This is a genomic window from Flavobacterium endophyticum (genome assembly GCF_003634455.1).
In the GTDB taxonomy this organism is placed as follows: Bacteria; Bacteroidota; Bacteroidia; order Flavobacteriales; family Flavobacteriaceae; genus Flavobacterium; species Flavobacterium endophyticum.
The window spans coordinates 40,278-57,996 of record NZ_RBLC01000001.1 but is presented as its reverse complement, the minus strand read 5'-3'; the positions used below and the strand labels follow the sequence as shown (position 1 = coordinate 57,996).

Here is a 17,719-nt window from a genome sequence, read left to right as displayed (position 1 = left end):
GCCCATTTTTGTTAATTAATGTTTCAGCATTTCGTGTGCATATAGTACGCCTATGCCATAAGCACCTCCGTATTTCTTAACCAAGTCGGTAACGGCTTTGTACGTTTCTTGACGTGCCCAGTCGCGTTGCAGTTCTAAAAGATATTGTAAAGAAGTGATTGGTTTTGCACCTGCTTGTACCATTCTGGTTACGGCCATTTCATGTGCTTCTTTAGAAACGTCGCCACTGGCATCGGTAATTACATACACGTCATAGCCTTCGCTGATGGCAGAAAGTGTAGGACCAACGATACAAACACTTGTCCATAATCCTGCAAAAACCAGTTTTTTCTTGCCTTTTCCTACAATGGCTTTGTGTGCATTGGCATCTTCCCAAGTGTTCATTGTGGTACGGTCTATATAATTAGAGGTTTTTTGCGGATAAAATTGTTCTATTTCTGGAAAGACCGGACCGCTGAATGATTTTTCGGCTACCGTAGTGACAACAGTTGGTACATTGAAGATTTTTGATGCGCCAGCTACTAATGCAGTATTATTGCGTAATTGGTCGATAGGGTGGCTTGCTACCGCAAAGGCCATTTGACTTTCATGGTCAACCAATATTAGGGCATGGTTGGATGGGTTTAATAGTTCTGTACTTGGTTTTTGAGCAAAAGCTGTTAAAGTAGCAAAAAGTAATGATGCTGTTAAGAGAATTGTTTTCATGATGTTTAAAGATTTAAGATTATTATTAATTAAATTTTTTGTTTATTCCTTTTTTGATTCATTATTGTTTTAATTTCTGTTACAAATTTATATCCTTGTCAACAGCGATGCATTGAACTAGGACAAGAAAATACATTTGGATGTTTTTTTATGCTTTATAAAATAGTTTAAGGCAATTAAAATCGGTTTAGTTGTTTGATTATCAGTGTTTTGTTTTTATATTTAAAAATAAACAGATAATACAATGCGGCTGTAGATTGCAAGAAAGGCAGGGACGAGCTTGCTGCTTTTCTGGTTAGGGCTGATGAAAAAGGGATAAGATAGAAAGAGGCATTTATATAAAAAGAGAACATCTTATGGAATTAATCGTGTTTTTTGGATCTGTTTGCGGCGGCAGGCTTATGGTTTTGATAGAGAATTGTATGGAAAGCCATAAAATATTTGTGTACGATAATGGGGCTTTTTGGATAGCTAGCTTGGCCGGACTCATTAAGAATAGGTTGCTTGATTTGGAAACGACAGGAGCGGGACTTATCGTTTATTTAAAAAAATCAATTACATTTGCCCTCGAAATGAAAAATAGATACCAACATAGCGCACCGTCTTTTGGACCAATAAGCGATCGTCATGAAGCAAAACTTCTGGCGGGACGTCATGGATGTGGTAGGTATCGTAAAGATTTCAAGCAGGATTTGTAACTGGTAATCTGAAACTATATAACAAAAGCGTCCCGACATCGGGGCGCTTTTTTTGTTTTCACTCTATTTGGAAACGAATAGGAACAAACATGAGCGGTTTTAGAGAAGAAATAAAAAGCAAAAAAGAACAGAAATGATATAAAAACAAGCGCCATAGCAAATACGGCCTAAAAAAAAGCAAAAAAATGTTTCATGCCTAGTATAAAAAAACGAAAATAAGACTTGGAAGCTAACCAAATGAGAGACAGTCATTTGAATATTGTAAGGATATCTGTTGTATAACGGACAGGATTTTCTATGCGTAAATACAAGTATAACTAACTGATTATCAATAAAATAAATTTAAAAATAATTTGGAGGTTTGATTTTTTTGACTTTATCTTTGCCGAAGAAATTTTAGAATTAGGAATTACGAATTACAAATAAAGACAATGAATTCACTATATAAAAACACAGAAGCGATGGCTATTTATTTTAGATCACATAACGGGCAGCCGGCTAGTCCGAGTCTCGATCGCAGATTTTATAAGATACAGGTGTATGATCATTACAGGCTGATAGGATAAGCATATCCTGCCCTATGATTTGAAGCACCTTTAACGAGGTGCTTTTTTTATGCCCAAAAGGAGAGTAGGCAAATAGTGGTTTGTTGCAACCGACTGCTAATCGGTTTTGCTCGAAAGGCAATGAGAGTTCGATTCTCTTGCTCTCCGCAATGGCCTTGTAGCTCAACAGAATAGAGCATCTGCCTACGAAGCAGCAGGTTACTGGTTTGAATCCAGTCGAGGCCACACGAGTTCTAGAAAGGAACTGGCTCATTGGGGTTACTGGCTAACCTTCCCGACTGTCTCTCGGGAGAACGGGTCGAAATGCAAAGCATTCACGAACTCCGTTAAAATAAAAAAGCGTGAGTAATCCCGTATGAGCCGCGAATGGTGTTTTTAGTTTATTTGGTAAAACCTCAGATTGTGGTTCTGAAGAACAGGGTTCGATTCCCGAAAGCACCCTAAAACTGGGAAGATAACGGAGGTTGTTTGTCCGCCTTGGACGCGGGAGGCCGTAGGTTCGAATCCTGCTTCTCAGACAAAGTAAGGAAGTACGCCAAAGTTGGAGGGTTGGGGCAGACTGTAAATCTGTTGTTTAAGTACGGAGTAGGTTCGATTCCTACTACTTCCACCAAAATGCAGGAATGGCGGAATGGCATACGCGGCAGATTTAGGATCTGTTTTTTGAGAGTTCGAGTCTCTCTTCCTGTACGAAAAGGAACAGTGGTGTATGTGGTATGCACGGTAGTTTGAAGCACTAGAGGTATTCGTTCGACTCGAATCTGTTCCGCAGTGTTTAATTTAAAAAGAATGAGAATCATGAGACAAGACATTTTAAAAAGGTTTTTGACCAATACGGATGAGACGGGCCGCTTCTTGATGAAGTCGCGATTGACGGGTATTGTTTATTTTGTCGAGCCCATCTATAACGGGAAGACGCCCGAATGGGGCGACGTGGATCCGGCGACAAAAAAGCTGACAGGCAGTTATGGTTCTAAATATACTGGAGCCGTCACTAAAAAAGAATCGCTGATAACAGAAGAAAACGGCTTCGTGAATATAGGCTATTTCAAAGGAAGTCCCTTTGGGGCAATCGAACAGAGAGACCGAGAGGACCAGAAAAATAGGGGGCTTTTATAATTTAATTCACTGCGCAAAATAATTGCGCAGTGGTTTTAAAATCTTTGTAGAGGAATAAGACAAGTTCATTGAAATAACAATATCAAACGAGTCCTGTTGCGTGTTTCTGTATGGCACCATTGTAGAGAACTTTGCCGAAAAGCATCATGTTTTTCTATGCAACTTGATTTGGAGGTTTGGGTGGTTTGCCAAAAAACCATCACCACTCTATGGGTTGCGGGTTCGAGTCCCGCTCTGCATTAGGCAGATAGTTCAATTGGATAGAACAATAGAAGTTACGCAGGTTCGAATCCTGCACCGAGCTCGTTTCGGTTTGACAGTGGCTGTCGCCTTCGCAGACTATCAATCTGTAAGCAAGAGTCGCATTGCTCTTAAAAATAATGCCACCAAAGAGAAGGAGCCTGTCTCTATCAGCAATTCCCGTATGCAATGTCTGGGTTCTTGCACTTTTGACAGGGCCTGCGAGCATGGAAGCGTCTTTTGGACTATTGGTTTTTCTTTCTGGCTTGACAAAAGATTTCATTTGCTGGATTTCTTTTGGAAATGGACAGAAACAGATCCTGATTAAAAAAAGACCGACCAGCGCTCCCGTTTTTGAAGAAGGATGGAGAAGGTTCGTTTTCTTATTTATGTTGAATTTAAAAAGTATAAAAATGATTAGAAAAGTACGTATTAATGCCTACCAAGTAGGTCTGGTATTTGAAAATAGAAAATTAGTAGGTGTCTTGGAAGAAGGCACTGCATGGGTATTCGGAAACAAAGAGGTAATGGTTTTTGAAAAGAAACAAACCTTTGTGGCTCCAGTAGAACTGAACCTTTTGTTGCAGAATGAAGCCTTGGCTTCGCTGCTAGAAGTTGTTGAGATTGCCGATACCGAAATTGCCTTGTATTTTGTGAACGGTATCTTTAAAGAAGTCTTGGTCACTGGAAGGTATGCTTTCTGGAAAGGCTATGTCAAAAACGAATTCGTAAAGGCAGACTTGTCAAAAACAGAGATTGCCGAACAGATTCCGACTGCTTTATTGGAAACGGCCAAGTTGAAAATGTATGTAAGGCGCTTTCAGGTAGCCAGCTATGAAAAAGGATTGTTGTTTGTCAACGGTTCTTTTGTCAAGGAATTGACAGCAGGCGCTTATTACTTTTGGAACAATGCTATTTCTGTCGAAGTGAAGACTATCGACGCAAGGCAGCAGCAATTGGAAATCTCAGGACAAGAATTGCTGACTAAAGACAAGGCTGGGTTGAGAATCAACTTTTTTGTGAGGTACCAAGTTGCGGATATCTACAAGGCTTTGGTTTATAACAAGGATTTTGAAAAGCAATTGTACGTTTTAATGCAATTGGCCTTGAGGGCTTTTATCGGAAGCCTGACATTGGATGAATTGCTAAATAGGAAAGATACGATTGCCAAAGAAATCTTGGAAAACGTGGAAGCAAAAATCAAGGATTTGGGCTTGGCAGTTTCTGATGCAGGTATAAGGGACGTTATCTTGCCTGGTGATATGAAGGAAATCATGAACCAGGTGCTGGTAGCCGAGAAAAAAGCACAGGCGAACAGCATCATGAGGCGTGAAGAAACGGCTTCGACCAGAAGCTTGCTGAATACGGCAAAATTGATGGAAGAAAACGAAATGTTGTGGAAATTGAAAGAGATGGAATATGTCGAGAAAATCGCAGATAGGATTGGTGAAATTACCATTTCTGGCGGCGGCAACGTCATCACTCAGTTAAAGGACATTTTCCTTAAATAAAAAGCAGCCATGGATTCATTGAATCTGTGGCTGTTTTGTTATGGAGTATTGATAAAGAAAAATTAGCGGTAGTATCGTATAAAAAAGACGAAACCACAAGCAGGATGTTTGTGGTTTCGTCTTTTATGCGTCTTTATAGATCTTGTCGTATAGGTCTTGGTATTTTTCCTTGACGTTCTTACGTTTCAGTTTTAGGGTAGGAGTGAGCTCTCCGCCATCAATAGACCAGACGTCTGGAGTCAGCTCAAAGCGCTTGATCATTTCCCAGTGTCCGAATTTTTTGTTGATATCGTCTACTTCTTCTTGGAAGCGTTTTTTGACTTCTTCGTTGGCAACAATCTCTTTATTTGTGCTTCCGATTGAGAGTCCTTTTTTAGAAGCCCATTGTTTTACAAAATCAAAATCAGGCTGGATAAAGGCACCAGGCATCTTTTCGCCATCGCCAATGACCATGATTTCACCGATAAAACGGGATTGCTTCATGGCATTTTCTATGAGCTGCGGCGCGATATATTTTCCGCCAGACGTCTTGAACATTTCTTTTTTCCTGTCGGTAATCTTCAAGAAGCCGTCTTTATCAATGAGGCCGATATCGCCTGTATGAAAATAACCGTCAACGATAACTTCGCTGGTAAGTTTCTCATCTTTATAATAGCCCATCATTACGTTTGGACCTTTGCACAAGATTTCTCCATCTTCGGCAATTTTTATTTCCACATTATCGATGATTTTTCCAGCAGTACCGATCTTGAAGCCTCCATTGCGTGTATCATTCACCGATATTACGGGTGATGTTTCTGTCAGACCATATCCTTCCATTACATAGATTTCTGCTGCTGCAAATACGCGTGCCAATCGAGGTTGTAGTGCGGCGCTTCCGTTTACTATTAGATCTAATTTTCCGCCCAATCCAGCTTTCCATTTACTGAAAATAAGTTTTCTAGCAATCATCAATTGAAATCCGTACCACCAGCCATTTGCATTGTCTGGTTCGTATTTTAAACCAACAGAAATCGCCCAGAAAAACAGTTTCTTTTTAATTCCGGTCAGTTCAGAACCTTTGGCAATAATTTTTTCATATACCTTTTCTATAAGCCTCGGAACGCCGGTCATTACGTTTGGCTGTACTTCTTTTACATTGTCAGAAATCTTTTCGATCGATTCTCCAAAATAAATAGCAACACCATAATATTGATAGATATAGGTTACCATTCGTTCATAAATATGACAGATAGGTAAGAAGCTGAGCGCTTTGCTTTTCCCTGCTTCAAACGGAATTCTACTGGCAGAATCTAATACGTTAGAAACTATATTATTGTGCGAAAGCATTACTCCTTTAGGTTTTCCGGTTGTTCCAGAGGTATAAATTATGGTAGCAAGTTCAAGTGGTTTTACGTTGTTTTTTCGTTCTTCTACTTCACTTTGATTGCTTGTATCTTTTCCTAAGTCTAATAGCTCCGTCCAATTTTTACAACCTTCAATCTGATTAAAAGAATAAATTCCTTTTAATTTCGGAACATTATTCTTGATCGCATTTAGCTTGCCCAATACGACATCGTCTGAAACAAAACAATAATTTGCTTCGGAATGGTTTAAGATGTATTCATAGTCTGTTTCAGAAATAGTCGGGTAGATAGGAACATTTTGCGCTCCGGTCTGCAGAATCCCAATGTCTATAATGTGCCATTCTGTTCTGTTATTGGAAGAGATGACAGCAATTTTGTCATTTTTCTGTATTCCCATTCTCAAAAGCGCCCTCGATATGGCATTGGCTTTTGAAATATATTCATCAGTAGATGTCTTGACCCATTCGCCATTGTGTTTCGTAACTAATGAATCAGGAATGCTATATTTTTCTTGCTGATGATATGGAAAATCAAACAGTCTAGTAATTGAAGCCATTTTGTTGAAGATTAAATTCCCTGCAAAATAGGAAATTATTAATAAATCAGCAATGTTTTTATCATTTCGTAAATTAAGATTTTCTAGGCTTAAGAGTAGGCAAAATGCTTAAGATTTATTTTTCTGAATCAGATACATGTCTCCTAGAAAAGCAATCGTTATTCCAAAGGTATAAGCAAGTAGGTCGCTCCATAAAAAGCCTTGTCCTAAAACCAAACGACCAAATGCAGTATGCCTGATTTCATTAATCCAATCTGCTTGGGAGAGCTGCAAAGTCTCGATGCCATAGCATACTAGCAAAGAAATAAAGGCTGTCTTTTGCAGTTTGGTTTTCAGGAACAGAAATCGCATTAAGAAATAAATCATTATGGAATACAATATATCGCCTACAACTAAGGGTATAATCTCCGTTTTTCGGGACAAGATACCCAAAGCAATTATGCTAATACAAAGTAAAAAGTAGAGAATTCTATTGTTTCTCATAGATGGAAAGAAGTATGGGATTTTGGCAAACATACTAATTTATACCCTATAAAAAGCGGTATTTTTACTCTAGAAAAAACAGGAAATGACCTTGAATGTATGTGAATAGCTGTGTCTACATTTGGCTTATGATTAATGCGTAAGCCGAAAAGCAAAAGAGTAGGCAACAACTAAAACTTACTATTATGGGAATGTTATTTTATTTAGCGATGGGATGGTGCGGAACAAAATTTCCAGGCTGGTGGCGTTTTCCGGTGCCTCCACATCCAGATCCTGAACCTTGGAGAGACTTTTCGATCTTATCAGTAATCGGAATCATTGCAGGCGTAGCCGGCGGTACCTTATTTAACAATCAAATATCACAGAATGCATTATTTGCAGGACAGGAAATGATTGCTTCCGGAATGTTTGCTTTTGCGGCTTCAGGTATTGTGACAGGTGTTGGTGCTGTTATGATGAAAGGGAAACGATAGAAAAAAATCCTTTCTAAATTTTAGAAAGGATTTTTTTTATTTAAAGATGAAAAAAGTACCAATAATAAATAGGGCTATTTCTAATAATAATAAAATGTCAAAAGCAATTACTCTCAAGATTATATTTAATTTGGTGTACATCAAATGAAAAGCATTGTAGTAAGCAAAGCTAATATACAGCAATAAGGCTATTGGAGTTATTTTATCAATGACATAAGCAACTGTTGAGAAACCTTCTAAAAAGCCTAAAAAGGAAAGAAATATGCTAAATGTACTGATTAGCATTACGCCTAAAAAAGTCATTCCAGAAACTATAAAATGCTCACTCAGATTTAATTTCTTTCTCCGAAAAAGGATAAAGCTAGTCAAAGCAAAAAGAGGAATCAGGGAAAGAATTAATATTTTAGCATAATCGGATAAAAAATCGCCTGATTTAAGGTCTTTATTTAGCTTTATTTCGTGTAGTTCAGGATAATATTTTAATTCAAGATGGTCGTAATAATTTGCTAAAAAAATATTAAGTCCGACCAATAAAACGGTTAGGTAGAATACATTATAATACTTAATTCGTTTTCCGCTAATATAATCCAAAGCAGCTTTTCCCGGTCGCGTGAATGCCTCTTTAACTGTAAAGAAGATACCTTTCTCAAAATGCCATACCCCATGCAAAATGTCATGGAAAATAAAATGTTTAAAATTGATTCTGTGTGTATCGGTTTTTTGACCACAGTTAGAGCAATAATTCTTCTCAATAGGTTCCTGACAATTTAAACAATAGGGGCTTTCCATAAATAATAAGGTTTAAGTCTTGCTAAAATAGGAAAAGGCTTCCATTTTCTGAAAGCCTTTTCTTAAATAGTTAAAAATAATCTATTTTTTATTCTCTACCCATTTTCTCGCATTCACAAAAGCTTCATGCCAAGGTGAAACTTCGTCATTTCTGCCTTCAGGATAATTCGCCCAATTCCATTGGAAAGTCGAACGCTCGATATGAGGCATCATCGCCAAGTGTCTTCCCGTTTTGTCGCACATCATGGCAATGTTGAAGAAAGAACCATTTGGGTTGGCCGGATAATTTTCGTAGCCATATTTTCCAACCACATTGTATTTGTCTTCTGTGTAAGGCAAGTCGAATTTCCCTTCTCCATGAGAAATCCAGACTCCTAAAGTGCTTCCTGCCAAAGTGTTTAGCATCACAGAGTTATTTTCTAAAACGGTTACTGAGGTAAATGCGCTCTCGTGTTTGTGAGAATCGTTATGTCTTAATTTTCCATGAACTTCATGTTCTGGATTGATCAATTCCAATTCCATAAACAATTGTGCTCCGTTGCAAATTCCGACAGACAAAGTATCTTCTCTTTTGAAGAAATTATCCAAAGCCATTTTTGCCTTTTCGTTGTATAAAAAGGCACCAGCCCAACCTTTTGCTGAACCCAAAACATCAGAATTAGAGAAACCTCCAACTGCTCCGATAAATTGAATATCTTCTAAAGTCTCACGGCCAGAAATCAAATCGGTCATGTGGACGTCTTTTACATCAAAACCAGCTAGATATATAGCATTGGCCATTTCTCGCTCTGAATTACTTCCTTTTTCACGAATAATCGCCGCTTTTGGTCTTGGTTTGGAAAAATCAATTTCTGGTTTCTTTCCTGTAAAGTGACTTGGGAATTCAAAACGTAAAGGCTGGTTTTTGAAATTATCAAAACGTTCCTTCGCTTTTAATTCGCCTGATTGTTTTTTGTCTAATAAATATGAAGTTTTGTACCAGGTATCTCTAGCTTCTGCTACATTAACCGAAAGGTTCTTATCTCCGTTTTTAATGGTAACTGTATCGCCTTCTTTTACTTTTCCGATATTGAAGAACGTTACATTATTGTCATTCAAAACCGTTTCAACGGAAGCATCCGCTTGAAAAACAATTCCGATATTTTCTGAAAATAATACTTTTATAGTATCGCTTTCGCGTAAGGAACTCAAGTCGTAATCAGCGGCCAAATTTACATCAGCAAAACACATTTCTAATAAAGTGGTAATTAAACCGCCGCTTCCGATATCGTGTCCCGCTTGGATTTTATCGGCTTTAATCAAATCTTGAACTACGTTGAACGCCGTCTTGAAGTTCGCTGCATTTTTAATCGTAGGAACTTCGTTTCCAATCTTATTCAAAACTTGTGCAAAAGACGAACCTCCTAATTTGAAACCGTCTTCTGAAAGATTAATATAGTAAATGTTACCACCGTTTTTCTTTAAAACCGGTTCTACCACCTTTTGAATATCTGTACAGTTTCCACCCGCAGAAATAATTACAGTTCCAGGAGCAATTACATCTCCATCAGGATATTTCTGTTTCATGGATAGCGAATCTTTTCCTGTCGGAATGTTGATTCCCAATTCAATAGCGAAATCGGAACAACCTTGAACGGCTTCATACAAACGAGCGTCTTCGCCTTCGTTTTTGCAAGCCCACATCCAGTTGGCAGAAAGCGAAACACCTTTCAATCCGTCTTTGATTGGAGCCCAGATAATATTTGACAATGCTTCAGCAATTGCGGTTCGGCTTCCTGCAGCAGGATCAATCAAAGAGGCGATAGGCGAGTGGCCCACAGTCGTGGCAACACCTTCTTTTCCTAAATAATCCAACGCCATAACGCCGACATTATTCAAAGGCAACTGCAACGGTCCAGCACATTGTTGTTTGGCTACTTTTCCGCCTACGCAGCGATCCACTTTATTTGTCAGCCAGTCTTTACAAGCGACGGCTTCTAACTGCAACACTTGGTCAAGATACTTTTTGAAGCTTTCTTGAGTATAGTCTAAATCATTATATTTTCTATCGATTGAAGTATCGGTCATCACGACTTTTGGAGAACTTCCGAACATGTCTTCCAAAGCAAAATCCATCGGTTTGGCACCTGTAGTTTTTGATTCAAAAGTAAAACGGTGATTACCCGTGACATCCCCAACTTGGTACATTGGCGAGCGTTCACGATCGGCAATTTTTTGTAAAGTCTCGATATCTTTTTGGCCGATAACCAATCCCATCCTTTCTTGTGATTCGTTTCCGATGATTTCCTTTGCAGAAAGCGTCGGGTCGCCAACAGGTAATTTATCCAAATCAATCAAGCCGCCTGTTTCTTCCACCAATTCAGAAAGACAGTTCAAATGTCCTCCAGCACCGTGATCGTGAATAGAAACAATCGGATTGTTGTCGCTTTCTACCAATCCACGGATGGCATTGGCAGCACGTTTTTGCATTTCAGGATTAGAACGCTGGATTGCATTCAATTCAATTCCAGAACTGAAAGCACCTGTATCTGCTGAAGAAACTGCCGCACCGCCCATTCCGATTCTATAGTTTTCTCCGCCTAAAATAACGACTTTGTCACCTTCTTTTGGTTTTTGTTTGATGGCTTGGCTTTCTTTACCATAGCCAATTCCTCCAGCAAGCATGATTACTTTGTCGTAACCTAATTTTCTGTCTTCAACTCTGACAGGTTTTGAAGTCTCGACGCTGACAGGGTTTGAAACCCTGTCAGCGTTAGTGTCTGTAGTTTTTTCTTCATGTTCGAAAGTCAAAACCGAACCTGTAATCAAAGGCTGTCCGAATTTATTTCCGAAATCAGAAGCTCCATTTGAAGCTTTGATTAAAATATCCATTGGAGTTTGATACAGCCATTTTCTTTCGTTCATTGCTTCTTCCCAAGGACGATTTTCTTCCAAACGGGAATAGGATGTCATATAAACAGCAGTTCCTGCCAATGGCAACGAACCTTGTCCGCCTGCTAAACGATCGCGAATTTCTCCACCAGAACCTGTTGCAGCTCCGTTGAAAGGCTCCACCGTTGTTGGGAAATTATGTGTTTCTGCTTTAAGTGAAATCACAGAATCAAAATCTTTTGTTTGGTAGAAGTCAGGCTTGTCTGCTGATTTTGGTGCGAATTGTTGCACTTTTGGACCTTTGATAAAAGCCACATTGTCTTTATAAGCTGAAACAATATCGTTTGGATTTTCAGAAGATGTCTTCTTGATCAATTTGAATAGGGAAGAAGGTTTTTCTTCTCCGTCAATGACGAAAGTCCCGTTGAAAATCTTGTGGCGGCAGTGTTCTGAATTGACTTGAGAGAACCCAAAAACTTCAGAATCGGTTAGTTTTCTGCCTAGTTTTTTTGATAAATTATCTAAGTATTCAACTTCTTCTTTGCTCAAAGCCAAACCTTCTTTTGCATTAAAAGTAGCAATATCTTCAATTTCAAGGATAGGTTCTGGTTGAATATTTATGGTATAAATGTCTTGATTTAATTCAGGATATTTCTGAGAAAGCATCGGGTCAAAATCAGAAAAAGCTTCGGTTACTTTTTGAAATTCTTCAATTCTGATGATGCCTTCGATGGCCATGTTTTGGGTAATTTCAACAGCATTTGTACTCCACGGAGTAATCATTGCGGCACGTGGGCCAACAAAAAAATCCGCTAGGACGGATTTTTCTATTTTATGAGTGTTGCCAAAAAGCCAGTTTAGTTTTGAAATGTCTTGCGTAGAAAGCTCGTTTTGCGTCTGTACTGCAAAAACGGTATTGCTTTCGTTTCCGAAGAAATGAATCATTGTTTTTATTTTAGTTGTTGTTGTGGTGCAAATTTAGTTCAAAAAGTCTAAAGTCAAAAGTCTTGAAGTCAAAAGTTCAAAAACATTGTACTAAAATAAAAAAGACTGCCTTTCGACAGTCTTTCTCGTATTGTTTTCGGTATTATTTTTTTCTTTTCATCATGATTTCCATGCTCTTGAATTCTTTTCCGTCAGGAGACATGTCATACATTTCCATCTTTTGCGTATTGGCATCAATAGCTGTGATTACTTCTCGTATTTTTTTGACTTTTTTGGTCATTGGGTCGGTAACTTCGCCTTCCATTTTTACTGTTTTTGAAGCTTCGTCATAGTTTCCTCTCATGACCATGATTCCCGATCCCATATTATCGATCCAAGTAGAGACATATTGTTTTGCGGCATTATCATACGCAAGAGTACTGCGTCCCTCAAATGGCATTCCCATCATGTTTCCGGTATGAACTGATTCTTGATAAAGTCCGTTCAAGATCATTTTAGTATTGGCTGTTGCCGTGCTTTTTTGCGGCTTGGTATCATCAGGACCCATCCAGAAAGTAAGTTCTTCTTCCCAAGTTCCTGTATCAGCAGCCATTTTTTTGTGCATTTCGCTCGGAGTCATATACTCTTCCCAGGCTTTTTGCATGGCAATAGAATCCATTGGTTCTGATTTCACGACTTCTGCTGGTACAGAATCTTTTTCAACCACTACTTTTTCTTCTACCTTGACTTCCTTCTTACAAGCTGTCAGGCATAAAAGCAATGCTCCTAAATAAATGTAGTTTGTTTTCATAATTGAATTGATTTTGTTTGATTCGTATAAAATTATGAAAAAAATGTATTTAATCGTATTTTAAGGAGGTGTTTTTAAAGATTTCTATTCTTCTTCAAAAGTGATGGATTCGTAAGCTCCAAGGTCAGGGCTTGTCAGATTTCTTGCTGTTCCTTTTATATCTTCTGGAACTTGTGCAGCAACAGTAGAATCTCCAAAACCATTAGCGCTTGATTCTTCACCAATTGCTAATTTGTTATTGCTGATATCCAAGAAATTTGGATTTCCGTTCCTAACAATATTTGTAGCATCATTCACGAAAGAATACAAGTTATTGGTCGTATTGATTGAGGTGCTGAGTTTGATCTGGCATTTTGTAAATACGGTATTGAAATTGTCGCTTCCTTCTTTTTTGTTCAGCAGTAATCCTGATTGGTTGGAACTAAAAATGATACAGTTTTTGAAGCTGGCGTCTAAAGGTTGTATTTCTGGCGTTGCTCCATCAATAAAATTGTCAAGCGCAACGGCATATTTTCTAGAACCTGACCAGTTGTTGTTAAATGTACAGTGCTTGAAATCATATTTTCCGCCATAGCTTCCTATAAAGCTGGAAGAGCCGCCCCAATTGATAACTACGTTTTCGCCTTGTATATGCCCTGTCTGTGCAAGTATTCCGGCATTCGACGAATTATAGATTTGTACGTTTTTCAGTTTCAAATCGGCAACAGGATTGTTGATTCCTGCATTCCCTGAAACTAAAATCCCTACAGTAGCATTTTTGATTGTAAGATTTGTAAATTCATGTCCGGTACTACCGTTGGTCAGCCAGATAGCGAGCCATTGCCCTGGCGAATCAGAAAAACCAGGTTCTAGTCTGTCGCCTTCAAAAATAACCTCGTTTTCGAGCTGGTTGGTAAAGGATCGGCTTCCGTTTATTTTGATGGAACTTCCATTATAAGCGATTAATGCTGAACCAGAGTGGAAATGTACTCTCGCTCCGGCATCTATGGTAAGCGTTTCGTTTGCGGGCACGCCAGCATAGCCATATATGACATAGGGTTTGTCTTTAGTCCAATGCCTTTCAGTATCATCTAAAAAGAAGCCTCGCCCGGTGATAGGATTACCTTCTTCATCAACTCCAATCGGAATTTGTTCGTAATTACCTTCGTTATCGCGTGTCGGATATAAAAATACAGCGTCTTTAACTAACGTGACCAATTCGACTTTCTGCTGTTTTGTCCCAGCGTCGAATAGGATTTGGTCTGTATAAAGGTATTCTGCTTCTGGATTGGCAAAATCATCGTAATCGATAGTTGTTTCTATAAAAATGAACAAGCTGTCTTTAGCCAAAAGCTCAACGTTATTGAAAATTTTCCCTTCAGTCCCTTGCATTCCGTCCACCATCATTCTGTATTTTGAATTCATTCCTTTGGCTAGTTGGATAGTAGGAATGTTGATGTCTTTATCACTTCTATTGTACACTTTCAAAGTATAAGTGCTGGAGCCGATGTTGGTAAAGACGGTATCTAGATATACCGTGTCTTTTGAAAATCCAAGATTGCCATTGCTCGGTTCGAAATCAAAATCTTTTCGACAAGAAGTCAAGGAAATAGCAGCAATTATAAATAGAAAGAAAAATGAATTACGCATTGGTTTGAATTTTGGTAAAAATAGTAAAAATCTGATTTATTGAATAGGTTAATTTGCAAATTTGAACGATGATTGATTTGTAAACTCAAAAATGTTAAAATTAGTATAGTCTTTTTAACTTTTATGATAGAATTCGAACGTTTATGTTCCGTATTAATTTCCGTAATTTTGGAAAAATAAATAAAAACGATGGCTTTCGATAAAAATACAATGCTTGAAAACTGCAAAAAGTGGTGCGAAAATACGCTAATGCAGACTTTAGAAATAGAATTTATTGATGCTGGAGAAGGTTTTTTAAAAGCCCAAATGCCAGTAAATCCAAGAGTCCACCAGCCAATGGGACTCCTTCATGGCGGTGCTTCTGTGGCCTTGGCAGAAAGCGTGGGAAGCGCGGCTTCCTTAATGTTCATCAATCCAGAAACTCACGAAGTGAGAGGAATAGAGATTTCTGCCAACCATGTAAAGAGCAAACGTGCCGGAATGGTGTACGGAACGGCAAAAATCATCCACAAAGGAAGAATGGTGCACCTTTGGGAAATTAAGATTACTGACGAAAACGATATGCTGATCTCACTCTGCAAAATCACCAATATCGTATTGGAAAGAACCAAATAATATGTCTGATTTATACCAACAAGCAAAAAAACATTTCGAAAACAAGCTTCCTTTTGTGCTGTATTCGAAACCGAACGAAACAGTTGCTGTCGGGATTTTCCAGAAGGACGATTCTTTGCATTTTACAACAGATTTTACGGAAATAGGCTTTGTTTTTGCACCCTTTGAAGGAAAAGATTTTGTAGTGCTACCTGAAAAAGAGTCTGAGGTTTATATTGAAAATTATGCACTAACTCCTAATAAAAGCACTGCTAATTCTGTAGCTGAAGCAAATACAAGTGGCAAAGAAAATTTTGAAGAATTGGTACAGAAAGGCATTGATACAATTCGCGAAGGCGATTTCAAAAAAGTCGTCTTATCGCGAAAAGAATCGGTTGTATTGGAACAGATTGATATTTTTCTTCTTTTTCAAAAATTACTTTCTGCCTATCCCGCTGCTTTCAAATATTGTTTTTTTCATCCTAAAATAGGATGGTGGTTGGGCGCTACGCCAGAACAGTTGCTGAAAGTTTCAAACGATCGTATAAAAACTGTTGCCTTGGCAGGAACGCAGGTATATCATGAAGGTGAAATTACATGGGAAAACAAAGAGCAAGAAGAGCAGCAATTCGTTACTGAGTTTATTCTCGACGGACTGAAAAGCTATGTTGCTGAACAAACTATTTCGGAACCATATACTTTCAGGGCGGGAAATATTGTCCATATAAAAACGGATATAGAAGCCCGTCTGCAGAATCAGGAGGATCTAGGTATGATTATAAAAATACTCCATCCGACTCCAGCGGTATGCGGTCTTCCAAAGAAAGAGGCGAAAGAGTTTATCCTAAAGAACGAAGGTTACGACCGGGAATATTATTCAGGATTTTTAGGGGAATTAAACAAGGACTTTGCAAAAGGGCAGGAGCAGAATTCCGATCTATTTGTAAATCTTCGTTGCATGAAGGTGGAAAATAAAACAGCTAATTTATTTATAGGATGCGGCATCACCAAAGACAGCATTCCCGAAAAAGAGTTTTTGGAAACCGTGAACAAATCATTAACTATGAAAAACATACTAGGGTAGCACGTTGCTATTCTTCGTATTTTTACGAATAACAACAAATAAACAACATGAAATTAGATATACTTTTTTTTGGTGCTCATCCAGATGATGTCGAGCTGGGCTGTGGCGCTACCATTGCTAAAGAAGTCTCATTAGGCAAAAATGTGGGGATTGTTGATCTTACAAGAGGCGAGCTTGGAACACGCGGAACTGCGGAAATCCGTGACGAAGAAGCTAAAAATGCGGCTTCGGTTTTAGGTGTCGAGATTCGCGAAAACCTGAGAATGCGCGATGGTTTTTTTACTAACGATGAAGCACATCAGATGGAAGTCATCAAGATGATTCGAAAATACAGGCCAGAAATCGTAATCTGCAACGCAGTAGATGATAGGCATATCGATCATGGCAAAGGCAGCAAGCTCGTTTCTGATTCTTGCTTTTTATCAGGCTTGATTAAGATTGAGACAGAAATTGATGGTATAAACCAAGCGGCTTGGAGGCCGAAACTTGTCTACCATTACATTCAATGGAAAGACCTGAAGCCAGACTTTGTTGTTGATGTCAGCGGATTTATGGATAAGAAAGTTGCCTCTTTGATGGAATACAAATCTCAATTTTACGATCCGAATTCCAATGAGCCAGCAACGCCAATAGCGACAAAGAACTTTAAAGACAGCATACTCTACCGTGCGCAAGACTTAGGAAGGCTGATTAACTCGGAGTATGCAGAAGGATTTACCGTAGAAAGATATTTGGCTGTCAATAGCTTAGGAGATTTGATATAATTTTTTAATTTTTTTGTTTGCAGAAATCAACTTTTGCAGTATATTTGCACTCGTTAAACAAATGGTGGTTGTAGCTCAGCTGGTTAGAGTATCGGTTTGTGGTGCCGAGGGTCGCCGGTTCGAACCCGGTCTGCCACCCATTTTTAAAGCCTTGGAAACTTCCAAGGCTTTTTTTATTCCCTATTCTTTGCTAATTAAAACTTAAAGGAACTGCTTCTGTGGGCTTTATTCTTTAAATTAGTAAGAAAAACATCATGTCACAGCAAATATTCATAGGAAATCCGCTTTCCTTCAAATCAATCAGAGATTATATATTCGATCATAAGATCAACAAAGGTGATTCTATTGTTTTAAATCCGTTGAATTTTAAAAGCCTTATTGAGGAAATAAAGCATTCTGCCGGAGAAACATTTGAAATTCCGATTAATGTCTTTGGCGTATTGCTGCTCCAAGACGATAGCGTCGAACTTGGAAAAATCCAGATTGTAAAGAATGAAAATCTCAATTCGTAATTGTTTTAAGAAAAAATAATGGAGATTTGTTATAAAATTTAATA

16 protein-coding genes and 8 tRNA genes are annotated in these 17,719 nt (G+C 38.4%); 17 read left to right on the top strand and 7 right to left on the bottom strand.

The window, feature by feature from the left end; translation table 11 throughout:
- Positions 1-15: 15 nt before the first annotated feature.
- Positions 16-705 (bottom strand): hydrolase, encoded by a 690-nt coding sequence (locus tag CLV94_RS00285; RefSeq protein ID WP_121374475.1) that lies wholly within the window; start codon positions 703-705, stop codon positions 16-18.
- Between the two features lie 356 nt (positions 706-1,061).
- Between CLV94_RS00285 and CLV94_RS00280 the strand changes: the two genes are divergently transcribed.
- From CLV94_RS00280 to CLV94_RS00255, 11 genes are all read left to right on the top strand, one after another.
- On the top strand, positions 1,062-1,403 hold the full coding sequence (locus tag CLV94_RS00280) for a hypothetical protein (protein WP_121374474.1): 342 nt from the start codon (positions 1,062-1,064) through the stop codon (positions 1,401-1,403).
- Positions 1,404-2,028: 625 nt separating this feature from the next.
- Positions 2,029-2,116 (top strand) — tRNA-Ser (locus CLV94_RS16950).
- Between the two features lie 4 nt (positions 2,117-2,120).
- A tRNA-Arg gene (locus tag CLV94_RS00275) sits at positions 2,121-2,194 on the top strand.
- A 143-nt stretch (positions 2,195-2,337) separates the two neighbouring features.
- Positions 2,338-2,410 (top strand) — tRNA-His (locus CLV94_RS16945).
- Between the two features lie 5 nt (positions 2,411-2,415).
- Positions 2,416-2,487 (top strand) — tRNA-Pro (locus CLV94_RS16940).
- Positions 2,488-2,495: 8 nt separating this feature from the next.
- Positions 2,496-2,582 (top strand) — tRNA-Tyr (locus CLV94_RS00270).
- Between the two features lie 4 nt (positions 2,583-2,586).
- A tRNA-Leu gene (locus CLV94_RS00265) sits at positions 2,587-2,659 on the top strand.
- A gap of 6 nt (positions 2,660-2,665) precedes the next feature.
- Positions 2,666-2,738, top strand: a tRNA-Phe gene (locus tag CLV94_RS16935).
- 29 nt (positions 2,739-2,767) lie between these two features.
- Positions 2,768-3,088: a hypothetical protein gene (locus CLV94_RS00260; protein ID WP_170148717.1), complete on the top strand. Its 321-nt coding sequence runs from the start codon at positions 2,768-2,770 to the stop codon at positions 3,086-3,088.
- A gap of 256 nt (positions 3,089-3,344) precedes the next feature.
- Positions 3,345-3,656 (top strand): hypothetical protein, encoded by a 312-nt coding sequence (locus CLV94_RS16900; RefSeq protein WP_147406542.1) that lies wholly within the window; start codon positions 3,345-3,347, stop codon positions 3,654-3,656.
- Positions 3,657-3,741: 85 nt separating this feature from the next.
- On the top strand, positions 3,742-4,839 hold the full coding sequence (locus CLV94_RS00255; RefSeq protein ID WP_121376174.1) for a slipin family protein: 1,098 nt from the start codon (positions 3,742-3,744) through the stop codon (positions 4,837-4,839).
- A gap of 123 nt (positions 4,840-4,962) precedes the next feature.
- On the opposite strand, the gene CLV94_RS00250 is transcribed toward CLV94_RS00255, so the two are convergent.
- The gene (locus CLV94_RS00250; RefSeq protein WP_121374473.1) at positions 4,963-6,741 is read right to left on the bottom strand and encodes an AMP-dependent synthetase/ligase; all 1,779 of its coding nucleotides are present in this window, start codon (positions 6,739-6,741) and stop codon (positions 4,963-4,965) included.
- A gap of 108 nt (positions 6,742-6,849) precedes the next feature.
- Entirely contained in the window at positions 6,850-7,224 is a 375-nt protein-coding gene (locus CLV94_RS17215) for a ribosomal maturation YjgA family protein (RefSeq protein WP_211331170.1), read from the bottom strand.
- A 185-nt stretch (positions 7,225-7,409) separates the two neighbouring features.
- On the opposite strand from CLV94_RS17215, the gene CLV94_RS00240 reads away from it, so the two are divergent.
- A complete protein-coding gene (locus CLV94_RS00240; protein ID WP_147406541.1) occupies positions 7,410-7,697 on the top strand; it encodes a hypothetical protein in 288 nt (95 codons plus the stop codon).
- 36 nt (positions 7,698-7,733) lie between these two features.
- Here the strand turns inward: CLV94_RS00240 and CLV94_RS00235 are convergent, their stop codons facing one another.
- The 4 genes from CLV94_RS00235 to CLV94_RS00220 form a co-directional block, all read right to left on the bottom strand.
- Positions 7,734-8,486, bottom strand: coding sequence for a DUF3667 domain-containing protein (locus tag CLV94_RS00235; RefSeq protein ID WP_121374470.1), 753 nt, complete (start codon positions 8,484-8,486; stop codon positions 7,734-7,736).
- A gap of 81 nt (positions 8,487-8,567) precedes the next feature.
- Positions 8,568-12,302: a phosphoribosylformylglycinamidine synthase gene (purL, locus tag CLV94_RS00230; RefSeq protein WP_121374469.1), complete on the bottom strand. Its 3,735-nt coding sequence runs from the start codon at positions 12,300-12,302 to the stop codon at positions 8,568-8,570.
- 142 nt (positions 12,303-12,444) lie between these two features.
- Positions 12,445-13,092 (bottom strand): DUF1579 domain-containing protein, encoded by a 648-nt coding sequence (locus CLV94_RS00225; protein WP_121374468.1) that lies wholly within the window; start codon positions 13,090-13,092, stop codon positions 12,445-12,447.
- Between the two features lie 84 nt (positions 13,093-13,176).
- Positions 13,177-14,721, bottom strand: a complete 1,545-nt coding sequence (locus CLV94_RS00220) for a hypothetical protein (protein WP_121374467.1) — start codon at positions 14,719-14,721, stop codon at positions 13,177-13,179.
- Between the two features lie 189 nt (positions 14,722-14,910).
- On the opposite strand from CLV94_RS00220, the gene CLV94_RS00215 reads away from it, so the two are divergent.
- The 5 genes from CLV94_RS00215 (at position 14,911) to CLV94_RS00195 (ending at position 17,675) form a co-directional block, all read left to right on the top strand.
- Entirely contained in the window at positions 14,911-15,336 is a 426-nt protein-coding gene (locus tag CLV94_RS00215; RefSeq protein WP_121374466.1) for a hotdog fold thioesterase, read from the top strand.
- A 1-nt stretch (position 15,337) separates the two neighbouring features.
- Positions 15,338-16,399, top strand: a complete 1,062-nt coding sequence (locus CLV94_RS00210; protein ID WP_121374465.1) for a chorismate-binding protein — start codon at positions 15,338-15,340, stop codon at positions 16,397-16,399.
- Positions 16,400-16,446: 47 nt separating this feature from the next.
- The gene (gene bshB1, locus CLV94_RS00205) at positions 16,447-17,163 is read left to right on the top strand and encodes a bacillithiol biosynthesis deacetylase BshB1 (RefSeq protein WP_121374464.1); all 717 of its coding nucleotides are present in this window, start codon (positions 16,447-16,449) and stop codon (positions 17,161-17,163) included.
- A gap of 63 nt (positions 17,164-17,226) precedes the next feature.
- Positions 17,227-17,302, top strand: a tRNA-His gene (locus CLV94_RS00200).
- 115 nt (positions 17,303-17,417) lie between these two features.
- A complete protein-coding gene (locus CLV94_RS00195; protein WP_121374463.1) occupies positions 17,418-17,675 on the top strand; it encodes a hypothetical protein in 258 nt (85 codons plus the stop codon).
- The last annotated feature ends 44 nt before the right edge of the window (positions 17,676-17,719 follow it).

Coding starts and splice junctions, on each gene's coding strand:
- CLV94_RS00285 (WP_121374475.1), bottom strand. CDS start 705: ATGAAAACAATTCTCTTAACAGCATCATTACTTTTTGCTACTTTAACA.
- CLV94_RS00280 (WP_121374474.1), top strand. CDS start 1,062: ATGGAATTAATCGTGTTTTTTGGATCTGTTTGCGGCGGCAGGCTTATG.
- CLV94_RS00260 (WP_170148717.1), top strand. CDS start 2,768: ATGAGACAAGACATTTTAAAAAGGTTTTTGACCAATACGGATGAGACG.
- CLV94_RS00255 (WP_121376174.1), top strand. CDS start 3,742: ATGATTAGAAAAGTACGTATTAATGCCTACCAAGTAGGTCTGGTATTT.
- CLV94_RS00250 (WP_121374473.1), bottom strand. CDS start 6,741: ATGGCTTCAATTACTAGACTGTTTGATTTTCCATATCATCAGCAAGAA.
- CLV94_RS17215 (WP_211331170.1), bottom strand. CDS start 7,224: ATGAGAAACAATAGAATTCTCTACTTTTTACTTTGTATTAGCATAATT.
- CLV94_RS00240 (WP_147406541.1), top strand. CDS start 7,410: ATGGGAATGTTATTTTATTTAGCGATGGGATGGTGCGGAACAAAATTT.
- CLV94_RS00235 (WP_121374470.1), bottom strand. CDS start 8,486: ATGGAAAGCCCCTATTGTTTAAATTGTCAGGAACCTATTGAGAAGAAT.
- purL (WP_121374469.1), bottom strand. CDS start 12,302: ATGATTCATTTCTTCGGAAACGAAAGCAATACCGTTTTTGCAGTACAG.
- CLV94_RS00225 (WP_121374468.1), bottom strand. CDS start 13,092: ATGAAAACAAACTACATTTATTTAGGAGCATTGCTTTTATGCCTGACA.
- CLV94_RS00220 (WP_121374467.1), bottom strand. CDS start 14,721: ATGCGTAATTCATTTTTCTTTCTATTTATAATTGCTGCTATTTCCTTG.
- CLV94_RS00215 (WP_121374466.1), top strand. CDS start 14,911: ATGGCTTTCGATAAAAATACAATGCTTGAAAACTGCAAAAAGTGGTGC.
- CLV94_RS00210 (WP_121374465.1), top strand. CDS start 15,338: ATGTCTGATTTATACCAACAAGCAAAAAAACATTTCGAAAACAAGCTT.
- bshB1 (WP_121374464.1), top strand. CDS start 16,447: ATGAAATTAGATATACTTTTTTTTGGTGCTCATCCAGATGATGTCGAG.
- CLV94_RS00195 (WP_121374463.1), top strand. CDS start 17,418: ATGTCACAGCAAATATTCATAGGAAATCCGCTTTCCTTCAAATCAATC.